The organism is Kribbella sp. NPDC104218 (genome assembly GCF_055584105.1).
Map to the genome: position 1 here is coordinate 1,272,940 of NZ_JBVJMQ010000002.1, position 14,619 is coordinate 1,287,558.

At 66.4% G+C, this 14,619-nt stretch carries 15 protein-coding genes and 1 pseudogene; 10 read left to right on the top strand and 6 right to left on the bottom strand.

Annotation, left to right across the window (positions count from 1 at the left end):
* Positions 1 to 62 precede the first annotated feature (62 nt).
* Positions 63 to 1,157: an NAD(P)-dependent alcohol dehydrogenase gene (locus ACZ6ZD_RS21820; protein WP_465674830.1), complete on the top strand. Its 1,095-nt coding sequence runs from the start codon at positions 63 to 65 to the stop codon at positions 1,155 to 1,157.
* Between the two features lie 69 nt (positions 1,158 to 1,226).
* Positions 1,227 to 2,555: an FAD-dependent oxidoreductase gene (locus ACZ6ZD_RS21825; protein ID WP_465674832.1), complete on the top strand. Its 1,329-nt coding sequence runs from the start codon at positions 1,227 to 1,229 to the stop codon at positions 2,553 to 2,555.
* 126 nt (positions 2,556 to 2,681) lie between these two features.
* On the opposite strand, the gene ACZ6ZD_RS21830 is transcribed toward ACZ6ZD_RS21825, so the two are convergent.
* Together ACZ6ZD_RS21830 and ACZ6ZD_RS21835 are read right to left on the bottom strand one after the other, a co-directional pair.
* A complete protein-coding gene (locus tag ACZ6ZD_RS21830) occupies positions 2,682 to 2,942 on the bottom strand; it encodes a hypothetical protein (protein ID WP_465674834.1) in 261 nt (86 codons plus the stop codon).
* A gap of 86 nt (positions 2,943 to 3,028) precedes the next feature.
* Complete coding sequence (locus ACZ6ZD_RS21835) at positions 3,029 to 3,397, bottom strand: hypothetical protein (protein ID WP_465674836.1); 369 nt, start codon at positions 3,395 to 3,397, stop codon at positions 3,029 to 3,031.
* A gap of 292 nt (positions 3,398 to 3,689) precedes the next feature.
* On the opposite strand from ACZ6ZD_RS21835, the gene ACZ6ZD_RS21840 reads away from it, so the two are divergent.
* From ACZ6ZD_RS21840 to ACZ6ZD_RS21855, 4 genes and pseudogenes are all read left to right on the top strand, one after another.
* Complete coding sequence (locus tag ACZ6ZD_RS21840) at positions 3,690 to 4,271, top strand: sigma-70 family RNA polymerase sigma factor (protein ID WP_465674837.1); 582 nt, start codon at positions 3,690 to 3,692, stop codon at positions 4,269 to 4,271.
* A gap of 298 nt (positions 4,272 to 4,569) precedes the next feature.
* Positions 4,570 to 5,091: a class I SAM-dependent methyltransferase gene (locus ACZ6ZD_RS21845; protein ID WP_465674839.1), complete on the top strand. Its 522-nt coding sequence runs from the start codon at positions 4,570 to 4,572 to the stop codon at positions 5,089 to 5,091.
* Between the two features lie 140 nt (positions 5,092 to 5,231).
* Positions 5,232 to 5,546: pseudogene (locus tag ACZ6ZD_RS21850) on the top strand (GNAT family N-acetyltransferase); the annotation flags it as partial.
* A gap of 4 nt (positions 5,547 to 5,550) precedes the next feature.
* On the top strand, positions 5,551 to 5,706 hold the full coding sequence (locus tag ACZ6ZD_RS21855; protein WP_465676105.1) for a hypothetical protein: 156 nt from the start codon (positions 5,551 to 5,553) through the stop codon (positions 5,704 to 5,706).
* 660 nt (positions 5,707 to 6,366) lie between these two features.
* Here ACZ6ZD_RS21855 and ACZ6ZD_RS21860 read toward each other — a convergent pair.
* Complete coding sequence (locus ACZ6ZD_RS21860) at positions 6,367 to 6,621, bottom strand: anti-sigma factor (protein ID WP_465674841.1); 255 nt, start codon at positions 6,619 to 6,621, stop codon at positions 6,367 to 6,369.
* Positions 6,622 to 6,690: 69 nt separating this feature from the next.
* On the opposite strand from ACZ6ZD_RS21860, the gene ACZ6ZD_RS21865 reads away from it, so the two are divergent.
* Positions 6,691 to 7,143 carry a hypothetical protein gene (locus ACZ6ZD_RS21865; protein WP_465674843.1) on the top strand — a complete coding sequence of 151 codons (453 nt, stop codon included), beginning with the start codon at positions 6,691 to 6,693 and terminating at the stop codon, positions 7,141 to 7,143.
* Here ACZ6ZD_RS21865 and ACZ6ZD_RS21870 read toward each other — a convergent pair.
* Both ACZ6ZD_RS21870 and ACZ6ZD_RS21875 read right to left on the bottom strand, forming a co-directional pair.
* A complete protein-coding gene (locus tag ACZ6ZD_RS21870) occupies positions 7,131 to 7,364 on the bottom strand; it encodes a hypothetical protein (protein ID WP_465674845.1) in 234 nt (77 codons plus the stop codon). The genes ACZ6ZD_RS21865 and ACZ6ZD_RS21870 overlap by 13 nt on opposite strands.
* 77 nt (positions 7,365 to 7,441) lie before the next feature.
* A complete protein-coding gene (locus ACZ6ZD_RS21875; RefSeq protein ID WP_465674847.1) occupies positions 7,442 to 8,380 on the bottom strand; it encodes a lysostaphin resistance A-like protein in 939 nt (312 codons plus the stop codon).
* A 118-nt stretch (positions 8,381 to 8,498) separates the two neighbouring features.
* On the opposite strand from ACZ6ZD_RS21875, the gene ACZ6ZD_RS21880 reads away from it, so the two are divergent.
* Positions 8,499 to 10,457, top strand: coding sequence for a sensor histidine kinase (locus tag ACZ6ZD_RS21880; protein ID WP_465674848.1), 1,959 nt, complete (start codon positions 8,499 to 8,501; stop codon positions 10,455 to 10,457).
* A gap of 116 nt (positions 10,458 to 10,573) precedes the next feature.
* Complete coding sequence (locus ACZ6ZD_RS21885) at positions 10,574 to 11,797, top strand: VldE C-terminal domain-containing protein (protein ID WP_465674850.1); 1,224 nt, start codon at positions 10,574 to 10,576, stop codon at positions 11,795 to 11,797.
* A 116-nt stretch (positions 11,798 to 11,913) separates the two neighbouring features.
* Here the strand turns inward: ACZ6ZD_RS21885 and ACZ6ZD_RS21890 are convergent, their stop codons facing one another.
* A complete protein-coding gene (locus tag ACZ6ZD_RS21890; RefSeq protein ID WP_465674852.1) occupies positions 11,914 to 13,197 on the bottom strand; it encodes an alpha-L-fucosidase in 1,284 nt (427 codons plus the stop codon).
* A 149-nt stretch (positions 13,198 to 13,346) separates the two neighbouring features.
* On the opposite strand from ACZ6ZD_RS21890, the gene ACZ6ZD_RS21895 reads away from it, so the two are divergent.
* Positions 13,347 to 14,609 (top strand): ABC transporter substrate-binding protein, encoded by a 1,263-nt coding sequence (locus ACZ6ZD_RS21895; RefSeq protein ID WP_465674854.1) that lies wholly within the window; start codon positions 13,347 to 13,349, stop codon positions 14,607 to 14,609.
* The last annotated feature ends 10 nt before the right edge of the window (positions 14,610 to 14,619 follow it).

Consider the following 14,619-nt stretch of genomic DNA (forward strand, 5'->3'; position numbering starts at 1 on the left):
GGCGGGGCCTCGCCGGCGCGGCAAGCTTCACGATGTCCCCCCGATCAAGAGGTGAACTTTTCATGAGCAAAGTCGCAGCCTACGCCGCGCCGGCCGCCCGAGAACCGCTCGAACCCACAATCATCGACCGTCGTGAGGTGGGTGCTCACGACGTCCTGATCGACATCAAGTACTCCGGAATCTGCCACACCGATCTTCACCTGGTCGACGAGGGCTGGGGCGAGGGGATCTTCCCCATGGTCCCCGGCCACGAGATCGCCGGCGTTGTCGTTGCCACTGGCACCGATGTCACCCGGTATGCCGTCGGGGACCGGGTCGGCGTCGGGGTGATCGTCGACTCGTGCCGCGAATGCGACTACTGCACGGCAGGACTCGAGCAATACTGCGCACAGGGCAACACCATGACCTACAACAGCATCGACCGTCATGGCGAGGTCACCTACGGAGGCTATTCCCGCGGGATCGTGGTCGATGAGAACTACGTCGTCGGCATCCCGGACCACCTTGCTCTCGACGTCGCAGCGCCACTGCTGTGCGCCGGCATCACGCTGTACTCCCCACTCAAACACTGGGGTGCCGGCCCGGGTACCAAGGTGGCCATCGTGGGCATGGGCGGTCTGGGCCACATCGGCGTCAAACTCGCAGCAGCGATGGGCGCCGAGGTGACGGTGCTCTCCCAATCGTTGCGCAAGCAGGAGGACGGACTCGCGTTCGGCGCCCAGGACTACCGGGCGACCGACGATCCAGAGACCTTCAAGAAGCTCGCCGGTCAGTTCGACCTGGTGATCTCGACGGTATCGGCGCCCCTGCCGCTGGACGACTACCTCGCATTGCTGAGAACCGACGGCGTACTGGTCAACGTCGGCGTACCCGAAGAACCGATCTCGCTCAATCTGTTCAGCGTGCTGAGCCGCAAGTCGCTGACGGGGTCGATGACCGGCGGTATCGCAGAGATCCAGGAAATGCTGAACTTCTGCGCCGACCACGGCTTGGGAGCCGAGATCGAGCTGATCACCGCCGACCAGATCAACACCGCCTACGCACGCCTGCGATCGAGTGACGTCCGGTACCGGTTCGTCATCGACGCCACCACCATCCAGCAGCCCGGGGCCGTTGCGGTCACAGCGGCGAAGAATGACCTGTCAATGACCTGTTGATCGAGCGGTACGTACGGCGACACTCCCTCCGGTGCACTCTGCCCGTGAACGATCAGAACAGGATGTCTCATGCTTGACCGTGCCGTCGTCGTCGGAGGAAGTATCGCGGGACTTCTGACCGCTTGCGCGTTACGCACCGCGTACTCAGAGGTGGTGGTGCTGGAGCGCGACGAGCTGCCCGAGCACGCAGCACCCCGACGCGGCGTCCCGCAGAGCCGGCAGGTTCACGCGCTGCTGCACCGTGGGACTCGAGCCTTGGAAACGCTCCTGCCGGGTATCGGGCAGGACATGCGGGCGCGTGGGCTACCTGAAGGCGATGTACAAGCGGATTTCACCTGGTACCTCGATGGTCACCGCATGGCGTCGGGGACGGCCGGGCTCCCGGGTTTCGCCGGCACCCGCCCGACACTCGAACACCTCATCCGCCGGCGCGTCGCCGCACTGTCCGGCGTGACGTTCAGAACTCGGACCGCCGGACTGGACCTGGCCCTCGACAACGGCACAGTCAAAGGCATCAACACGATGACCGACGGCGGCACGGAAGAGTTCCTGGAAGCGGCACTCGTCGTCGACGCCGCAGGCCGATCGGAGCGAACGGCTCATTGGCTGCGCCACGCGGGCTACTCTGTGCCGGCCCAGAGCACTGTTCGCACCGACGTCGTCTACGTCACCAGGCTCTACCAAGCCGCCGACCTGTTGGACGGGCGCGGTCTCGGCGCCACCACAGTGCCCTTCCCCGGTAACCCACGCGGCAGCGTCGTCATCCGTCAGGAAGACGGCCTGGTCGCCGTGCTCCTGATCGGAATGCTCGGCGAAACCGTACCGACCGACCCTGCAGGACTGAAGGCCTTCGCGCAGCAGGTAGGCACACCCGAGGTCATCGACGTCGTCGAGCAAGCGATCCCGGTCAGCGAACCGGTCAGGATGCGGTACCCGGAGTCCAAGCGATGGCACTTCGAGACACCCGAACCCCGGCCGAACGGACTGCTCGTGATCGGGGACGCACTGTGCAGCTTCAACCCCATCTACGGACAAGGCATCACGGTCGCGGCCCTCGAGGCCGAACTCCTCACCCAACTACTCGCACCCGGAACCCAGAATCTCGCCGAGCGATTCCACCACTCCGCAGCGAAACTGATCGACACCCCCTGGGCCCTGGCCACCGGAGGCGACCTGCGCTTCCCCGCCGTCGAAGGCCATCGCAGCTTCACCGACAAACTGGCGGCGCGCTACCTCGATCGCTACCGAGCCGCCGCCTCCGTCGACCCGCTGCTCGGCCGGCGCTTCCTCCAGGTCGCCAACCTCGACCTCGAACCCTCCGCGCTACTGTCTCCGAGCCTCATCGCCCGCACGCTTCGCGTACGTCGCCGCCATCTCACACCCCACGACCTGTCCTGACCTCCGAACTCAGGAGGCGACGGTGAGGAAGCGCGACACCGCGTCGCGACAGCGCCCTCTGCACCCCCGACGAAGCCTTCGGCGACTTCGACCTCTCGTAACGGCGAGGCGGCTGGTGCTACTTGGTCATTCCGGAGCCAAGGGGATGAGGTCCAGGAGGGTCAGTTCGCAGCGGGCGCGGCTTTTCGCGAGGTCTCGAAGGCTCTTTCGGACGGCGCTTCGGGCCAGGACACGACCGAGGGGGCCGTCGGTCCGGTCACGGATGCTGGCGATGTAGTTGACGTCGGCCAGGGCCAGGTTCGCGGTGAGCGCGGCCGTCTTGAGGGCATTTTCGACAGCGTCGAAATCCGGTGGGGCTGCTTGCTTGGCCTCGAGCCGGGCGGTCAAGGACGTAAGGTCCTCGATCACGGTTCGGATGCGGACGAGCTCCCAGCGGCAGTCGTCTTGTGCTCTCTGCAGGAACTCCCGGTGATTCACCGTTGATCGGCCAGCTTCCGGAAGCGTTCCAGGGCACCCTCGACCGTGGCGGCATTGGTGTTGATCCGCTGAAGGTCCTTGCCGACGGCACGACGCTGCCGCACACGCGCCAGTGCTCCCGCAGGCTTCGCATTCAGCAGACCAGCCAGATGGGTCTCGTAGGCAGTGGCGAGATCGTCGCCGGCGGCCACTAACACCAGAGTGGCTTCGACGCGGGCGCGGTTCACTTCATCGAGAAGATTCGATGCATCGAGCTGCACGGCCAACGGGGTCAGCTCGGCACGGGCGGCGCGAATACGTACCAGGGCCGCTGTGCAATCGCGAAGCGCCAGCTCGAGGAAGTGGCGGTGTTCCAGGTAGCCCATCAAGGTCCCCTCGTCGGTAAGCAGACATAGTCTGCCGGAGCAACGCGGTCTTGGCGAGAGACTCGGTGGCCCAACTCAACCGGACGGCAGAGGAGCAGAGTCAGAGCGGGGGCGGGCCCGGCAACGGCGCTGGTGATCGTGGATCCGTAGCTCTGAGCATTGGTAGTGACACGGAACGCAGCGCGCGGTAACCTTTTTGTGATCTTTCGGTTTGTCGCTTACTGAGAAACGGGGCTTGGGAAGCACATGTCAATCCGCCATGCCATTTTGCGGTTCGCAATGGGTCGTCGACATGAGTGACGATCGGACGAGATGCAAAGACGAGCCGGCATTGGTCCGCCGAGCGCAGCAAGGCGATCCAGCAGCGTTCGGCCTGCTCTACGATCGATACCTTATGACGGTTTACCGCTACGTCTACAGCAAGGCGGGATCTCACGCGGTTGCGGAAGACCTGACGGGTGAGACCTTCTTTCGTGCGCTTCGGGCCGTCAGCCGGGACCCGCGACGAACCCTCAACTTCGTGGCCTGGGTCATCACCATCGCACGGAACGTCGTGATCGACCATCACCGTTCCAGCTGGTCGCGATTCACCCTCGTCACCGACGAGTTCGAGCCGCAAGTGGATGATGCAGCCGGGCCGGAGGCGGAGACCATCAGGAGTCTTGACGCCGCCGCTCTGCGGTCAGTCGTCGACCTGCTACCAGCCGACCAGCGTGAGTGCTTGGCGCTTCGCTTCTACAGCAACCTGTCGATCAGCGAAACGGCTGCTGCCATGAACCGCACCGAGGGAGCCATCAAACAGCTCCAATGGCGTGCCACCAGGCGGCTCCGCGAGCTTGCACGGCCCACCGGCGTACAGTCACGATCTGCTTGACTCAAACCGCCGCCCATTGGACGGATCGGTGGACTCGAGCGGATCAGCCGCCCGTAACCCTGCGCCTTGGCGACCGTTGTACGGACAAGCGCTGCGCGGACCGGGGTGATTCGGGGGAATTCCGGGTCGCGGAGCGCGGCGTCCGCTTGGTCCCGGCGCGCTCGACGAGCTGCGCCGGGGCTAGGTGTTGCGCTGGAGGTCCGTCTGCCAGTCCCATCGGTGGTCCGTTCATGAGGCCACTGACTGGACTGGTCCTACCGTAGGGTCTGCCTCAGGAACTCCACAGCAAAGGAGCCTGATGAGCACCCAGGACCCGACCGGTAGACGCTCCACGGACGGCAGCGCAGGCGACGCGGACTACGCGCGGATCGGAGCTGGGTACACCTCGTACCGCCGGCCTGAGCCGGAGTTCGAAACCGCGATCCGTAGCGCGCTCGGCGATGCCCGCTCGGTCCTCAACATCGGCGCGGGCGCGGGTTCGTACGAGCCCGCTGATCTCGAGGTGACGGCCATCGAGCCGTCCGAGAAGATGCGCGCCCAGCGTCCGGCGTACCGAGTCGTGGCCATCGACGGAACCGCAGAGAGCCTGCCCTTCGAGGACAACCCGTTCGACGCCGCCATGGCCACATTCACCGTCCACCAGTGGAGCGATCTCGCGGCCGGCCTCGCCGAAGTACGCCGAGTCACCCACGGACCGGTCGCTGTACTGACCTGTGATCCGACTCGACCCCGGAGCCCGCAAGGCCAACTCCGCGTGGAGCTTCGTCGCCCCAGAGGTGCACGAGCGGTTCGAGCGGCGCCTTCGCGACGACCTGGCTAGCGGCGTCTGGGACGACAAGTACGGCCATCTTCGTTCTCAGTCGCTGGTCCTCATCGTGTCCCCATGAGCCGGCTCATGACCACCGCAAGTCCCGTCGTCCGCCCCTTCGCCCCTGCCGACACGTCCCGCCTGACCAAGCTTTGCACGACGCGTACGCCGACCTCGGCCACCGCGGACTGAACTTCACTGCCGTCGACCAGTACGACGAGACGACGCTACGCCGAGCCGAAGGCGGCAACTGCTGGCTGTTCGAGCAAGATGGCGAGCTGATCGCGACGATCACCATCAGCATGCCGCCAGAACCAGCACTGGTCGAGCTGACCGAACACGCCCGTACTCCGCGCTGCGCGTGGCTCAGCCAGCTCGCCGTGGCTCCGCCCTATCAAGGCACCGGGATCGGCAGCCGTCTCTGGGAGATCGGCCGCCAGGCCGCAATCGATCTCTCGGCCCGGACGATCGGTGTCGACACCGCTGTCCCCGCGGCCGACCTCGTCTGTCTCTATCACCGCTGGGGGCTTCACCCCGGTCGACTCCGTCCAATGGCCCGGCAAGACCTACCGCAGCACGGTCATGACCCTCGACCTGACCAACCGCCATCCGGCCGAACAGGTGTGAGAGCCCACCCACGAGCCGCCCAGGGGTCAGTCGAGGAAGTGCGCTGCGACGTTGCGCGCGGTACTTCGCCACGTTCCCGCTCGTCGCCCATCTGCTTGCTCCTGGTGGCCAGATCCCGATTGCCTCGCTCCCGGTGCCTGCCAAGATTCACATCGAGCTCGAGTCTCGCTCCGGCGGGATCGTCCGGCCAGGCCAGGTCCGGCGGCGCTTTCCCCGGACGTCCCTCTTGGTCCGACGGTGCGCAACACCGTCTCTGGCTGACCTTCGGGGAGCAGGCCGGCTGTGGTGAACCCGAGGCTCGACGTCCGGGGAAAGCACGCGTTCGTCACGCCGTACGCGCGGTGGTGCACTCAGGAGCACCTCAGCGCTCCGGCGTGACGACCGACCAGCGGCTCCGGCCAGGCCTGCGATAGGCCGCGGGTGACGCACCGGCAGCTGGTCGATCAGTTCCCCGCGAGCCGGACTAGCGACTCGCAGGATGACGCAATCGCAATAGTTTCTCCTTCGACAGATACCGCACCTCGTCGCCGTTCAGGTCCTCACCGGCGGGTTCGCACCCGAACTTTGGCTTTGGCGACTCATCGCTTCTTCGGTGCCCTCGTCACCGCGGATAGGAGAAACCCAGCGGTAACCTCATTGACCGGACCTGCCGTCCTGACGTCACGTCAGGGCTACGGTGGCAGACAGCGGCAGCGTCGGTTCGATCGAGCCGTTCCGGGGCTCAACCGTCAGGCTGAATGCCGAGGCGCCGGCTACTCCGCCGGCGACGACCCGGAGCTGGTCGCTCGTCGCTTCGCCGCTCACAAGTCCGAGCGAGCACGCTGCACCGGTACGGTCGAGGAGCCTGAGCTGATAGACCCGATCCGTTGGCAGCCGTCGTAGTTCTCGCAGCCCAGCAGCGAGCTGATCAATCATCCCCGCATCAGAAGTCGCGGAGCAGGTTCAGCGCTGGACGTGGACCTGCACCGCGTGAATACTCCGAGAATGGCCGCCGTCCCCCGTGCCGACCGCCCGCCGCTGCTGTGCCGCTTGACCCTGCACAGCCCGGAGCCCGGCTGGATCGCCGCCGACGAGGCGAACCCGTGCCTCCGGGTCCGGCGTTGCCGACGCTGCCGCCACGAGCTCCGCTCAGCACTGATTCACGACTGGACCGAACAACGCCCCGACCCAGCCTCGTGCGCCAGCACCAAGACCTGCACAACCTGCGGCGAACAAGAACGTTCGACCCAGCACGACTTCCACAGATACGCCGGCGACCAACTGCCGGCCGCACCGACACCGAGAACTGCGATCAAGCGTCACACCTGCACCGAGATCGAGCTCTGCATTCGCTGCGGCTACGTCCAATGGCAAGGCTGGGACCACGACTTCACCGACGGCGCCCGCTGCCGGCGCTGCCTACTCCCCCGCCATCTCGACCCCACCTACGAGGCCTGATTCCGACGCCGGTAAGCCCTCCGGTGCTTCCGCTTACGCTGCCATTTCTCGATCGGCGTGAGCACCCCACTGAGCAGGGCCATCAACGCCAGCGTCACGAACGGCACAACCACCAGAACCGCGCCATAAATCAGCAACCCCTGCAACATTGCCCGCACGGTCGGCGACACTGCTCCCCCCAAATGATCACCCGGCCCACCGGACCGGAAGAAGGCAGCCATCGTTGCACCAACGCCCCTCCCTCAGCATCCTCGCGCAACAGTACGAACTTGACGACCACTTGCCCCGCGGACGGAGCCTACTTTGTGCCCGAGGATGCCGACGCGCTACGAGGAGTGAAGCGGGCCGGCTTGTGGCGCTTGGCGAGGCCAAGAATGAGGAGTACGAAGACGGCGACCATCGTCATCTCAAGCAGCGCGAACTCCCAGCGCAGGTCGGCTGCGGTCTCGAAGGTCAGACCGTCCTGGTACGCCGCCGACAGGGTCATCGAGGTCAGGTTGCTCGCAACATGCAGGGCGATCGCAGCCTCCAGGCCCCCGGTGCGGATGGTCAGCCAGCCGAGGCCCAGTCCGAAGACCGTGAGGGCCGCGAAGGTCCACGGCCTGCCCCAGCCATCCGCTGCCCCGAACAGCAGGGCCTGCGGGATGATCACCAGAATCGGCCGGCGGACGAACGAGCCGATGGCCTGCAGGAACCAGCCGCGGAAGATGTACTCGACGGCCGCGGCCTGCAACGGGACCAGCAGGACCAGTACAGCCAGGCTGAGCAAGAACGGCCCAATACCGACCAAAGGACCGCTCGCGTCGACCACCGACGAGACTCCACCGCCCACAATCGCCATGACGGCAAAGGTGAGTGTGGAGACGACCGCGGCAACGGCGAGGCAGCTCCCCAGCCAGGCAAAGCGCAGGCGGCCGGTGACCGAGGTGATCGATCCCCAGGTGCGCCGCTGTACCAGCCAGACAGTCAGCGCGAGCACGGGGAGCAGGATCGCGACCACGAGCGTGTCGAACACGAGCGCGGTACGGGCATCGAATCTGGGGAGCTCGTCATCCCCGAACGGGATCTTCAGCAGCAAACCGATCAGCGCCGACTGGCCGAGGACCAAGAAGGCCGCGACCATGAATACGACGACGATGACGACCGTGCCGACGATCGGCCGCCACCAGTTGTGCCGGCCCTGCACTCGGGCGAGTCGTTCGTATCCGACCTGCTGAACCTCATAGGCGGTTGTCATGGTTTCAGGATGCTGACGGACGGGCGTCGTCCGCGTCCGTCCGGAGCACGATCGGCGGCCTCTATCGCTGGGTAGAGAAACAGGCTCGGCGGGTAGAGACGCCTATGCTTTGGCCCTGATGGAACATGTCCGCAACTGGCTGCTGCCGATCGTCCTGGGCATCACCTGGATCCTGGTGTCACCCGGACTCGCGAAGGTATTCAACCAGCCGCTGAGTACTGCAGAGGTCGTCACCGGCGCAGCGGTGTCCGCAGTCACGGCTGCCGCGCTGGGCTTTCGGCGCCGCGCCCCGCTGGCCACCTTCGCGGTAGTGACCGCAGTCCAACTGGTCGCCTACTTCTCGATCACCCAGGAGGACCTGTTCCTGCTGCCGGCCGAGATCGTTGCCTTGTACTCCGTTGCGGCGCGCTGCCGACCGGCCATTGGCTGGTGGGCGGTCAGTGTCCAGACCGTCGTGAACACCCTGACCATGGCGGCCTCCCTCGGTGGGCTGGCGCTTGTCGGGGAAGCCACGCTCGGCCTGATCGGGTACGGCCTCGTTCTGATGCTTGGGTTCGGACGCCGGCCTCGCCTCGCACTGCAGGCGGAGTCGGCGCAGCAGATCCGCGCTGCCGAGGCCCGACGGGCCGATGCCGCTGTGTCCGAACGACGACGGCTCGCCCGCGAACTGCACGACGTGAGCGCACACCACCTCACCTCCATCGTGGTCAGCGGCGGCGCCGCCGAGCGCCTGGCCGCGACCCGCCCCGATCTGTCGGACGACGCACTGACGTACGCCGCCGAGACCGGACGGGAGACCTTGCGTTCACTGCACGAGCTCGTGGCCATCCTCGAGACCGGGGACGCTCATGAGGAGGAGCCGGTCGTCGGCCGGATCACCGAGCTGGCCGAGGCGTTCAGCCGGCTCGGTCAGCAGATCGTCGTCGACGTCACGCCAGAGCTGACCGGAGCGGTCGGCGAGGCCGTTTTCGGGATTGTCCGGGAGTCGCTGACCAATACGTTGCGGCACGCACCGGGCGCCGCCGTACGGGTTCTGGTGACGCGGACGGGCGACCAGGTCGACGTACTGGTCGAGAACGGCCGTGCGACCGAGGCGGCGTCCAGTCAGGGCAGTCGACGTGGGGTCGCCGGTATGAAGGACCGAGCCGAGGCGTTGGGCGGGACGCTCACCGCGGGCCCCGGGCCGGACGGCAGCTGGCGGGTGCAGGCTCGGCTGCGCTCCCCCTCGAATGGCTCGTTCGCGGCCGGATCGTCCGACGTTGGTTCGCGCGAAGGCATCGGGCGATGGCGGGATCGATGGTTGCCCGAGACCGGCGTCCTGCTCGCCGTCGCGACACCCGCGGTCGGCGGCACCGGCGCGATGCTCGCCGACGCCAAAGTCGACGCGGCGACGTTCAGCTTGGGATTGCTGGTAGCGGTGATCCCCAGTCTGCTCCTGCGCGATCGCCGGCAACGGCCATGGACCGTGCTGGCTGGTGTCGCCGCCGCGGGTTGGCTGTGGCCGTTGATGATCGGCCTCGAGTGGCTGTCCGATGCACTCGCCTCCGCTCTCGCGCTGAGCCTGTTCGCGTCAGCGGCCGCCGTTTACGCGGTGGCGGCGTACGGCGGCGTCCCGAAGCTCACCTGGCTGTCGGTGCTCATCGCCGCGGCCGGAGTTGGCCAGGCAGGTGGTGCGCTACTTGCGGTAGCTCCGGCTGCGGATGATCCGGACAGCTGGGCGTTCCCGGTCATGACGGGTCTGCTGAGCACGTTCGCGCTGGTGATTCCGCTCGGACTTTGCTGGATGGTCGGCGAACTGATTCGGCGACGACGACTCCGCGAGTCGGACCAGACGGGCGCCACACTCGCGGAGCTGGTGCGAGCGACGGCGTACGACGTCCACACCGAACGGCTGCGAATCGCCGGCGGCCTGCACCACAGCGTCCTGACCCGCACCCACACACTGATCACCCGCGCCGAAGCCGGCGACCTCCCCGGCACGACGGCCGCGGCCCGCGCAGCCCTCACCGCCATGCGTGAACTCCTCGAAACCCTCGACGACGGTTCTCCCGCGCCTCGCGCGCCAAGTGGCCAATGACGATCGGCGCCCCGACAGGAGTAGTGGCATCTTCAGGACAGGCGCGCTTGCGGGGGGTGACTTCGTTCTTACGCTGAGCGGCCTCGGGAACGTCCGTCCTAGCGATCAAGGACACCATGAAACGATCATTGAAAGCTCTCATCCTCGGAATCGTTCTGGCCCTGCTGCTGACCGTCGCTTCGCCGGCCGCCGCGGCCCCTGCCACCCCACGCTTCGGACCGAGCATCGACGCGTACCCGCCGAGCGAGCCGCAGCGCACCTGTGACCCGACGGCGAAGCCCGGCGTACTCGACTTCCGGGACCTGCTCAACCAGACCTACGGCAATCACACCGCGGGCATCGTCCGCGCCTGCGCCGATGGCGGCACCAGCGAGCACAAGGAGGGCCGCGCCCTCGACTACCACTTCAATGTCAACAATGCGACGGACGCTGCCAACGCCAATGATGTACTCGGCTGGCTGCTGGCAACCGACCAGTACGGCAACCAGTTCGCGATGGCCCGCCGGCTGGGCATCAGGTACGCGATCTGGAACCGGCGCATTATCGAGATCTCCGGCCCGGGCGCCACCTGGCAGCCCTACACCGGCCCGAGCCCACACACCGACCACATCCATTTCACCTTCAGCTGGGCCGGCGCGCGCAAGCAGACGACCTGGTGGACCGCCCGCCTCCAAGGTGACATCCCGATGATCGGCGACTGGAGCGGCGACCGGGTCTCAGATGTCGGTGTCTACCGCCCCAGTGAGAGCCGCTTCCACCTCCGGCGGCCCGATGCCACGACCTTCCACCTCAACTGGGGCGCCGCCGGCGACATCCCCGTCACCGGCGACTGGACCGGCGACGGCGTCGCGGACGTCGGCATTTACCGCCCCGGCGAAAGTCGGTTCCACCTCCGCCTGCCCAACGGCCAACCCACCTACTTCAACTGGGGCGCCTCCGGCGACATTCCTGTGACCGGCGACTGGAACGGCGACCGCGTCGCCGACCTCGGCATCTACCGCCCCAGCCAGAACCGCTTCCACCTCCGCATGCCCGACGGCCAGCCCCGCTACTTCGACTGGGGCGCGCCCGGCGACATCCCCGTGACCGGCGACTTCGGCGGCGACGGCGTCACCGACCTCGGGATCTACCGTCCCAGCGAGAGCCGGTTCCACCTCCGGCTCCCCAACGGCCAACCCACCTACTTCAGCTGGGGCGCGCCCGGCGACATCCCCGTGACCGGTGACTGGACCGGCGATGGCATCACGGACCTCGGCATCTACCGACCCAGCGAAAGCCGCTTCCACCTCCGCATGCCCGACGGCCAAACCCGCTACATCTCCTACGGCATCGGCCAATGACGATGAGCAGCCCCGGGCAAACGACCCGGGGCTGCCAGTCCGTCGACGGACGCCGGGATCGGGCTCGCCGGCGTTGCTGTCGTGATCGAACAACCGCAGCAGCCGGGGAACACGTTCTATTCGGACAGCACTTCGATCACCGGGAGCAGCGTGTCGGGACGCGCGGCGGGAACATCGATGACGATCGAACCCAAGGGATCCTCCGAGCGCGCATGGGCCGGATCGATCTCCACCCGGAACTTCAAAGCCTCCCCGGTCGTCACCAGCCGGACGCTGCGAACCCGACGGGCGGGGATACCGCGGACGACTGTCGTCTCATGAGGCCAGGCCGTCAGGTGAAGGAAGATCCGATTCGGCCTGCGGGTGGTCGGGCCGGCGAACTGCCAGGGTTCAAGTCCCGGACGCGTCCCGATCACGGTATCGCGGTGGACCTGCATCCAGTCACTGATCGCCGCAAGCCGCTCGACCTCCAGCTCCGGCAGGGCGCCGGACATATCAGGACCGACATTGAGCAGCAGGTTCCCACCACCTGAAGCGCACTCTGCCAGCGTCCTGACCATCGTTGCAGCCGACTTGTAGTCAGTGTCCTCCGGGCTCCAGCCCCAGGTCCCGTTCATGGTGATGCAGGTCTCCCACGGACCTTGCACAGGCGTCCCCGGCACCGCCTGCTCAGGTGTCGCGTAGTCGCCCACTCCAGGCAGCCGATTGTTGATGACGATATCGGGCTGAAGCGATCTGACCTGCTCCTCGAGCCGGCGGCTTCCCCATTCCTCTGGACTGCGCTCCCAGCCGCCGTCGAACCACAGCAGGTCGATCTGCCCGTAGTCCGTCAGCAACTCACCGATTTCCCCCTGCAGCCCGCGTAGGTAGCGTTCCCAGCTGTCCGGAGCCGGCCGCGGGTATCCCTCGAAGGAGTAGGGCTGGAACTCCGGCTGCCAGGCCGGATAGTCGGGGTCGGACCAGTCGGACAACGAGTAATACAAGCCGATCCGTAGGCCCTCCGCACGAAAGGCCTCGACGAAGTCGCGGACCAGATCTCCACCGCGGCGTCCGTACGGCGATGTCGCGATCGATCGGGTCGTGGCGCGGCTGGGCCAGGACGCCCAGCCGGAATGGTGCTTGGTCGTGAAAACGGCGTACCCCATACCCGCACACTTCGCCTGCCGGGCAACGGCCTGGGGATCCCAGCTCACTGGATCAAAGGTCGACTCGGTCGCAGCATAGTCGACGACGTCGACTCGGCGCGCGCCCGTTCCGTCATCGGAGGTCAGGCCGACCATCGGCCAGGAGAGATCGATCCCTTGCTGACTCGCGTGGTCGAAATGAATGAACAGCCCGAACGACGCGTCGCGGAACCACGACGGCAGCGAGCGGTCCGCGGATGGGATGGCAGCTGACATGACTCCCCTTCGAGACGACAATCCGAAACAGATCCGATGTATTGACAGGCTGAGGGCGCAACCTTAACCTCGGTTTTCAGCGTTAGGCAACCGGTTGCCTAACGGGTCTGCGTCTCACTACAGCCGCCCCCTGATCGCAAGGACATCGGATGACTCTGCACAACTCTCGCCACTGGATTCGCGGCATGGTCGCAGCAGGAGTCGTTGGCACGCTCCTGCTGAGCGGCTGCGCCCCACAGTCCGGCGCCACGAACGACGTCGGTCAGACCGTGCTGCGGGTTTACGGCTGGAAGGGCACCAAGGGCGAGCCGGCGAAGGTCGCCGAGATCAACGCGGCCTTCGAGCAAGCGCATCCCGGCATCGACGTCCAGTTCGATCCGATTCCGGCCAACGACGCGTACTCACAGCGGGTTCAGCCAGAGCTCCTGGCGGGGGACGCGGCCGACGTCCTCATGGTGGACAGCGGGCTGCTCGGGACCTGGGGCGAATCCGGTTACCTGGCAGACCTCTCGGCCTCCGCCTGGGCCGATCAGATCGTTCCTGAAATCAAGCCGTTCGCCAGTCACGACGGCAAGGTCGTCGCAATGCCGATGGAGGCGATCGGCGTCGGCCTCTACTCCAACACCAAGCTGCTCGCATCGGTTGGTATCAGTGCACCTCCGACTGATTGGCCCGGGTTCGTAGCCGCCCTCAAGAAGCTCAAGGCCGCCGGCCACACTCCGATCGCGCTGCCCAACAAGGGCGGCTGGACCGGATCCGTCGCATTGCTCAACGCTGCCGCAACCTTGGTCGACGCAGGCTGGGACAAGTCGTTCTACGACGGCGCCGCGGACTTCTCCGCCTACAAGCCTGCTGTCGAGCAGCTCCTCGAGCTCCAGCGACTCGGTCTGATCGATTGGAAGACCGCACTCGGCGAGGACGAGTGGAGTGCGGGCGCCGAGAAGTTCAAGGCCGGCGACACCGGCTTCTGGCTGCAGGGAGCCTGGAACCTGTCGGGGATGAAGAATCTCCAGACCCGCTTCACGGCTTGGCCGGGCGGTGCGGCCGGCGTACCTCCGAACGAGCTACTGTTCGTCGGCACCATGTGGGCGGTCAACGCGAGCTCCCAGGCCCAGGACGCAGCCAAGAAGTACGTCGACTTCTGGTCGAAAGCGGAGAACCTCGGTCAGTTCCTCGAGGCCGAGAACGCGATCTCTCCCTTCGAGGGTGGCAGGCACCCGACCACCGACGCGAACCGTCTCTTCGTCGCGTCGTACGTCGCGGGCAACTACCGCTTCATGCAGACGAACACCTGGATGGCCGGCGACGTGCAGTCGAAGTTGGGCTCCCGGCTGCAGGCCGTGTTCCTCGGCGATCTGAGCGTTGACGCCTTCCTCAAAGAGATGGCCACCGTCGCCAAGCGCGCAAACTGATCAACCGACC

Coding starts and splice junctions, on each gene's coding strand:
- ACZ6ZD_RS21820 (WP_465674830.1), top strand. CDS start 63: ATGAGCAAAGTCGCAGCCTACGCCGCGCCGGCCGCCCGAGAACCGCTC.
- ACZ6ZD_RS21825 (WP_465674832.1), top strand. CDS start 1,227: ATGCTTGACCGTGCCGTCGTCGTCGGAGGAAGTATCGCGGGACTTCTG.
- ACZ6ZD_RS21835 (WP_465674836.1), bottom strand. CDS start 3,397: ATGGGCTACCTGGAACACCGCCACTTCCTCGAGCTGGCGCTTCGCGAT.
- ACZ6ZD_RS21840 (WP_465674837.1), top strand. CDS start 3,690: ATGAGTGACGATCGGACGAGATGCAAAGACGAGCCGGCATTGGTCCGC.
- ACZ6ZD_RS21845 (WP_465674839.1), top strand. CDS start 4,570: ATGAGCACCCAGGACCCGACCGGTAGACGCTCCACGGACGGCAGCGCA.
- ACZ6ZD_RS21860 (WP_465674841.1), bottom strand. CDS start 6,621: ATGATTGATCAGCTCGCTGCTGGGCTGCGAGAACTACGACGGCTGCCA.
- ACZ6ZD_RS21865 (WP_465674843.1), top strand. CDS start 6,691: ATGGCCGCCGTCCCCCGTGCCGACCGCCCGCCGCTGCTGTGCCGCTTG.
- ACZ6ZD_RS21870 (WP_465674845.1), bottom strand. CDS start 7,364: ATGGCTGCCTTCTTCCGGTCCGGTGGGCCGGGTGATCATTTGGGGGGA.
- ACZ6ZD_RS21875 (WP_465674847.1), bottom strand. CDS start 8,380: ATGACAACCGCCTATGAGGTTCAGCAGGTCGGATACGAACGACTCGCC.
- ACZ6ZD_RS21880 (WP_465674848.1), top strand. CDS start 8,499: ATGGAACATGTCCGCAACTGGCTGCTGCCGATCGTCCTGGGCATCACC.
- ACZ6ZD_RS21885 (WP_465674850.1), top strand. CDS start 10,574: ATGAAACGATCATTGAAAGCTCTCATCCTCGGAATCGTTCTGGCCCTG.
- ACZ6ZD_RS21890 (WP_465674852.1), bottom strand. CDS start 13,197: ATGTCAGCTGCCATCCCATCCGCGGACCGCTCGCTGCCGTCGTGGTTC.
- ACZ6ZD_RS21895 (WP_465674854.1), top strand. CDS start 13,347: ATGACTCTGCACAACTCTCGCCACTGGATTCGCGGCATGGTCGCAGCA.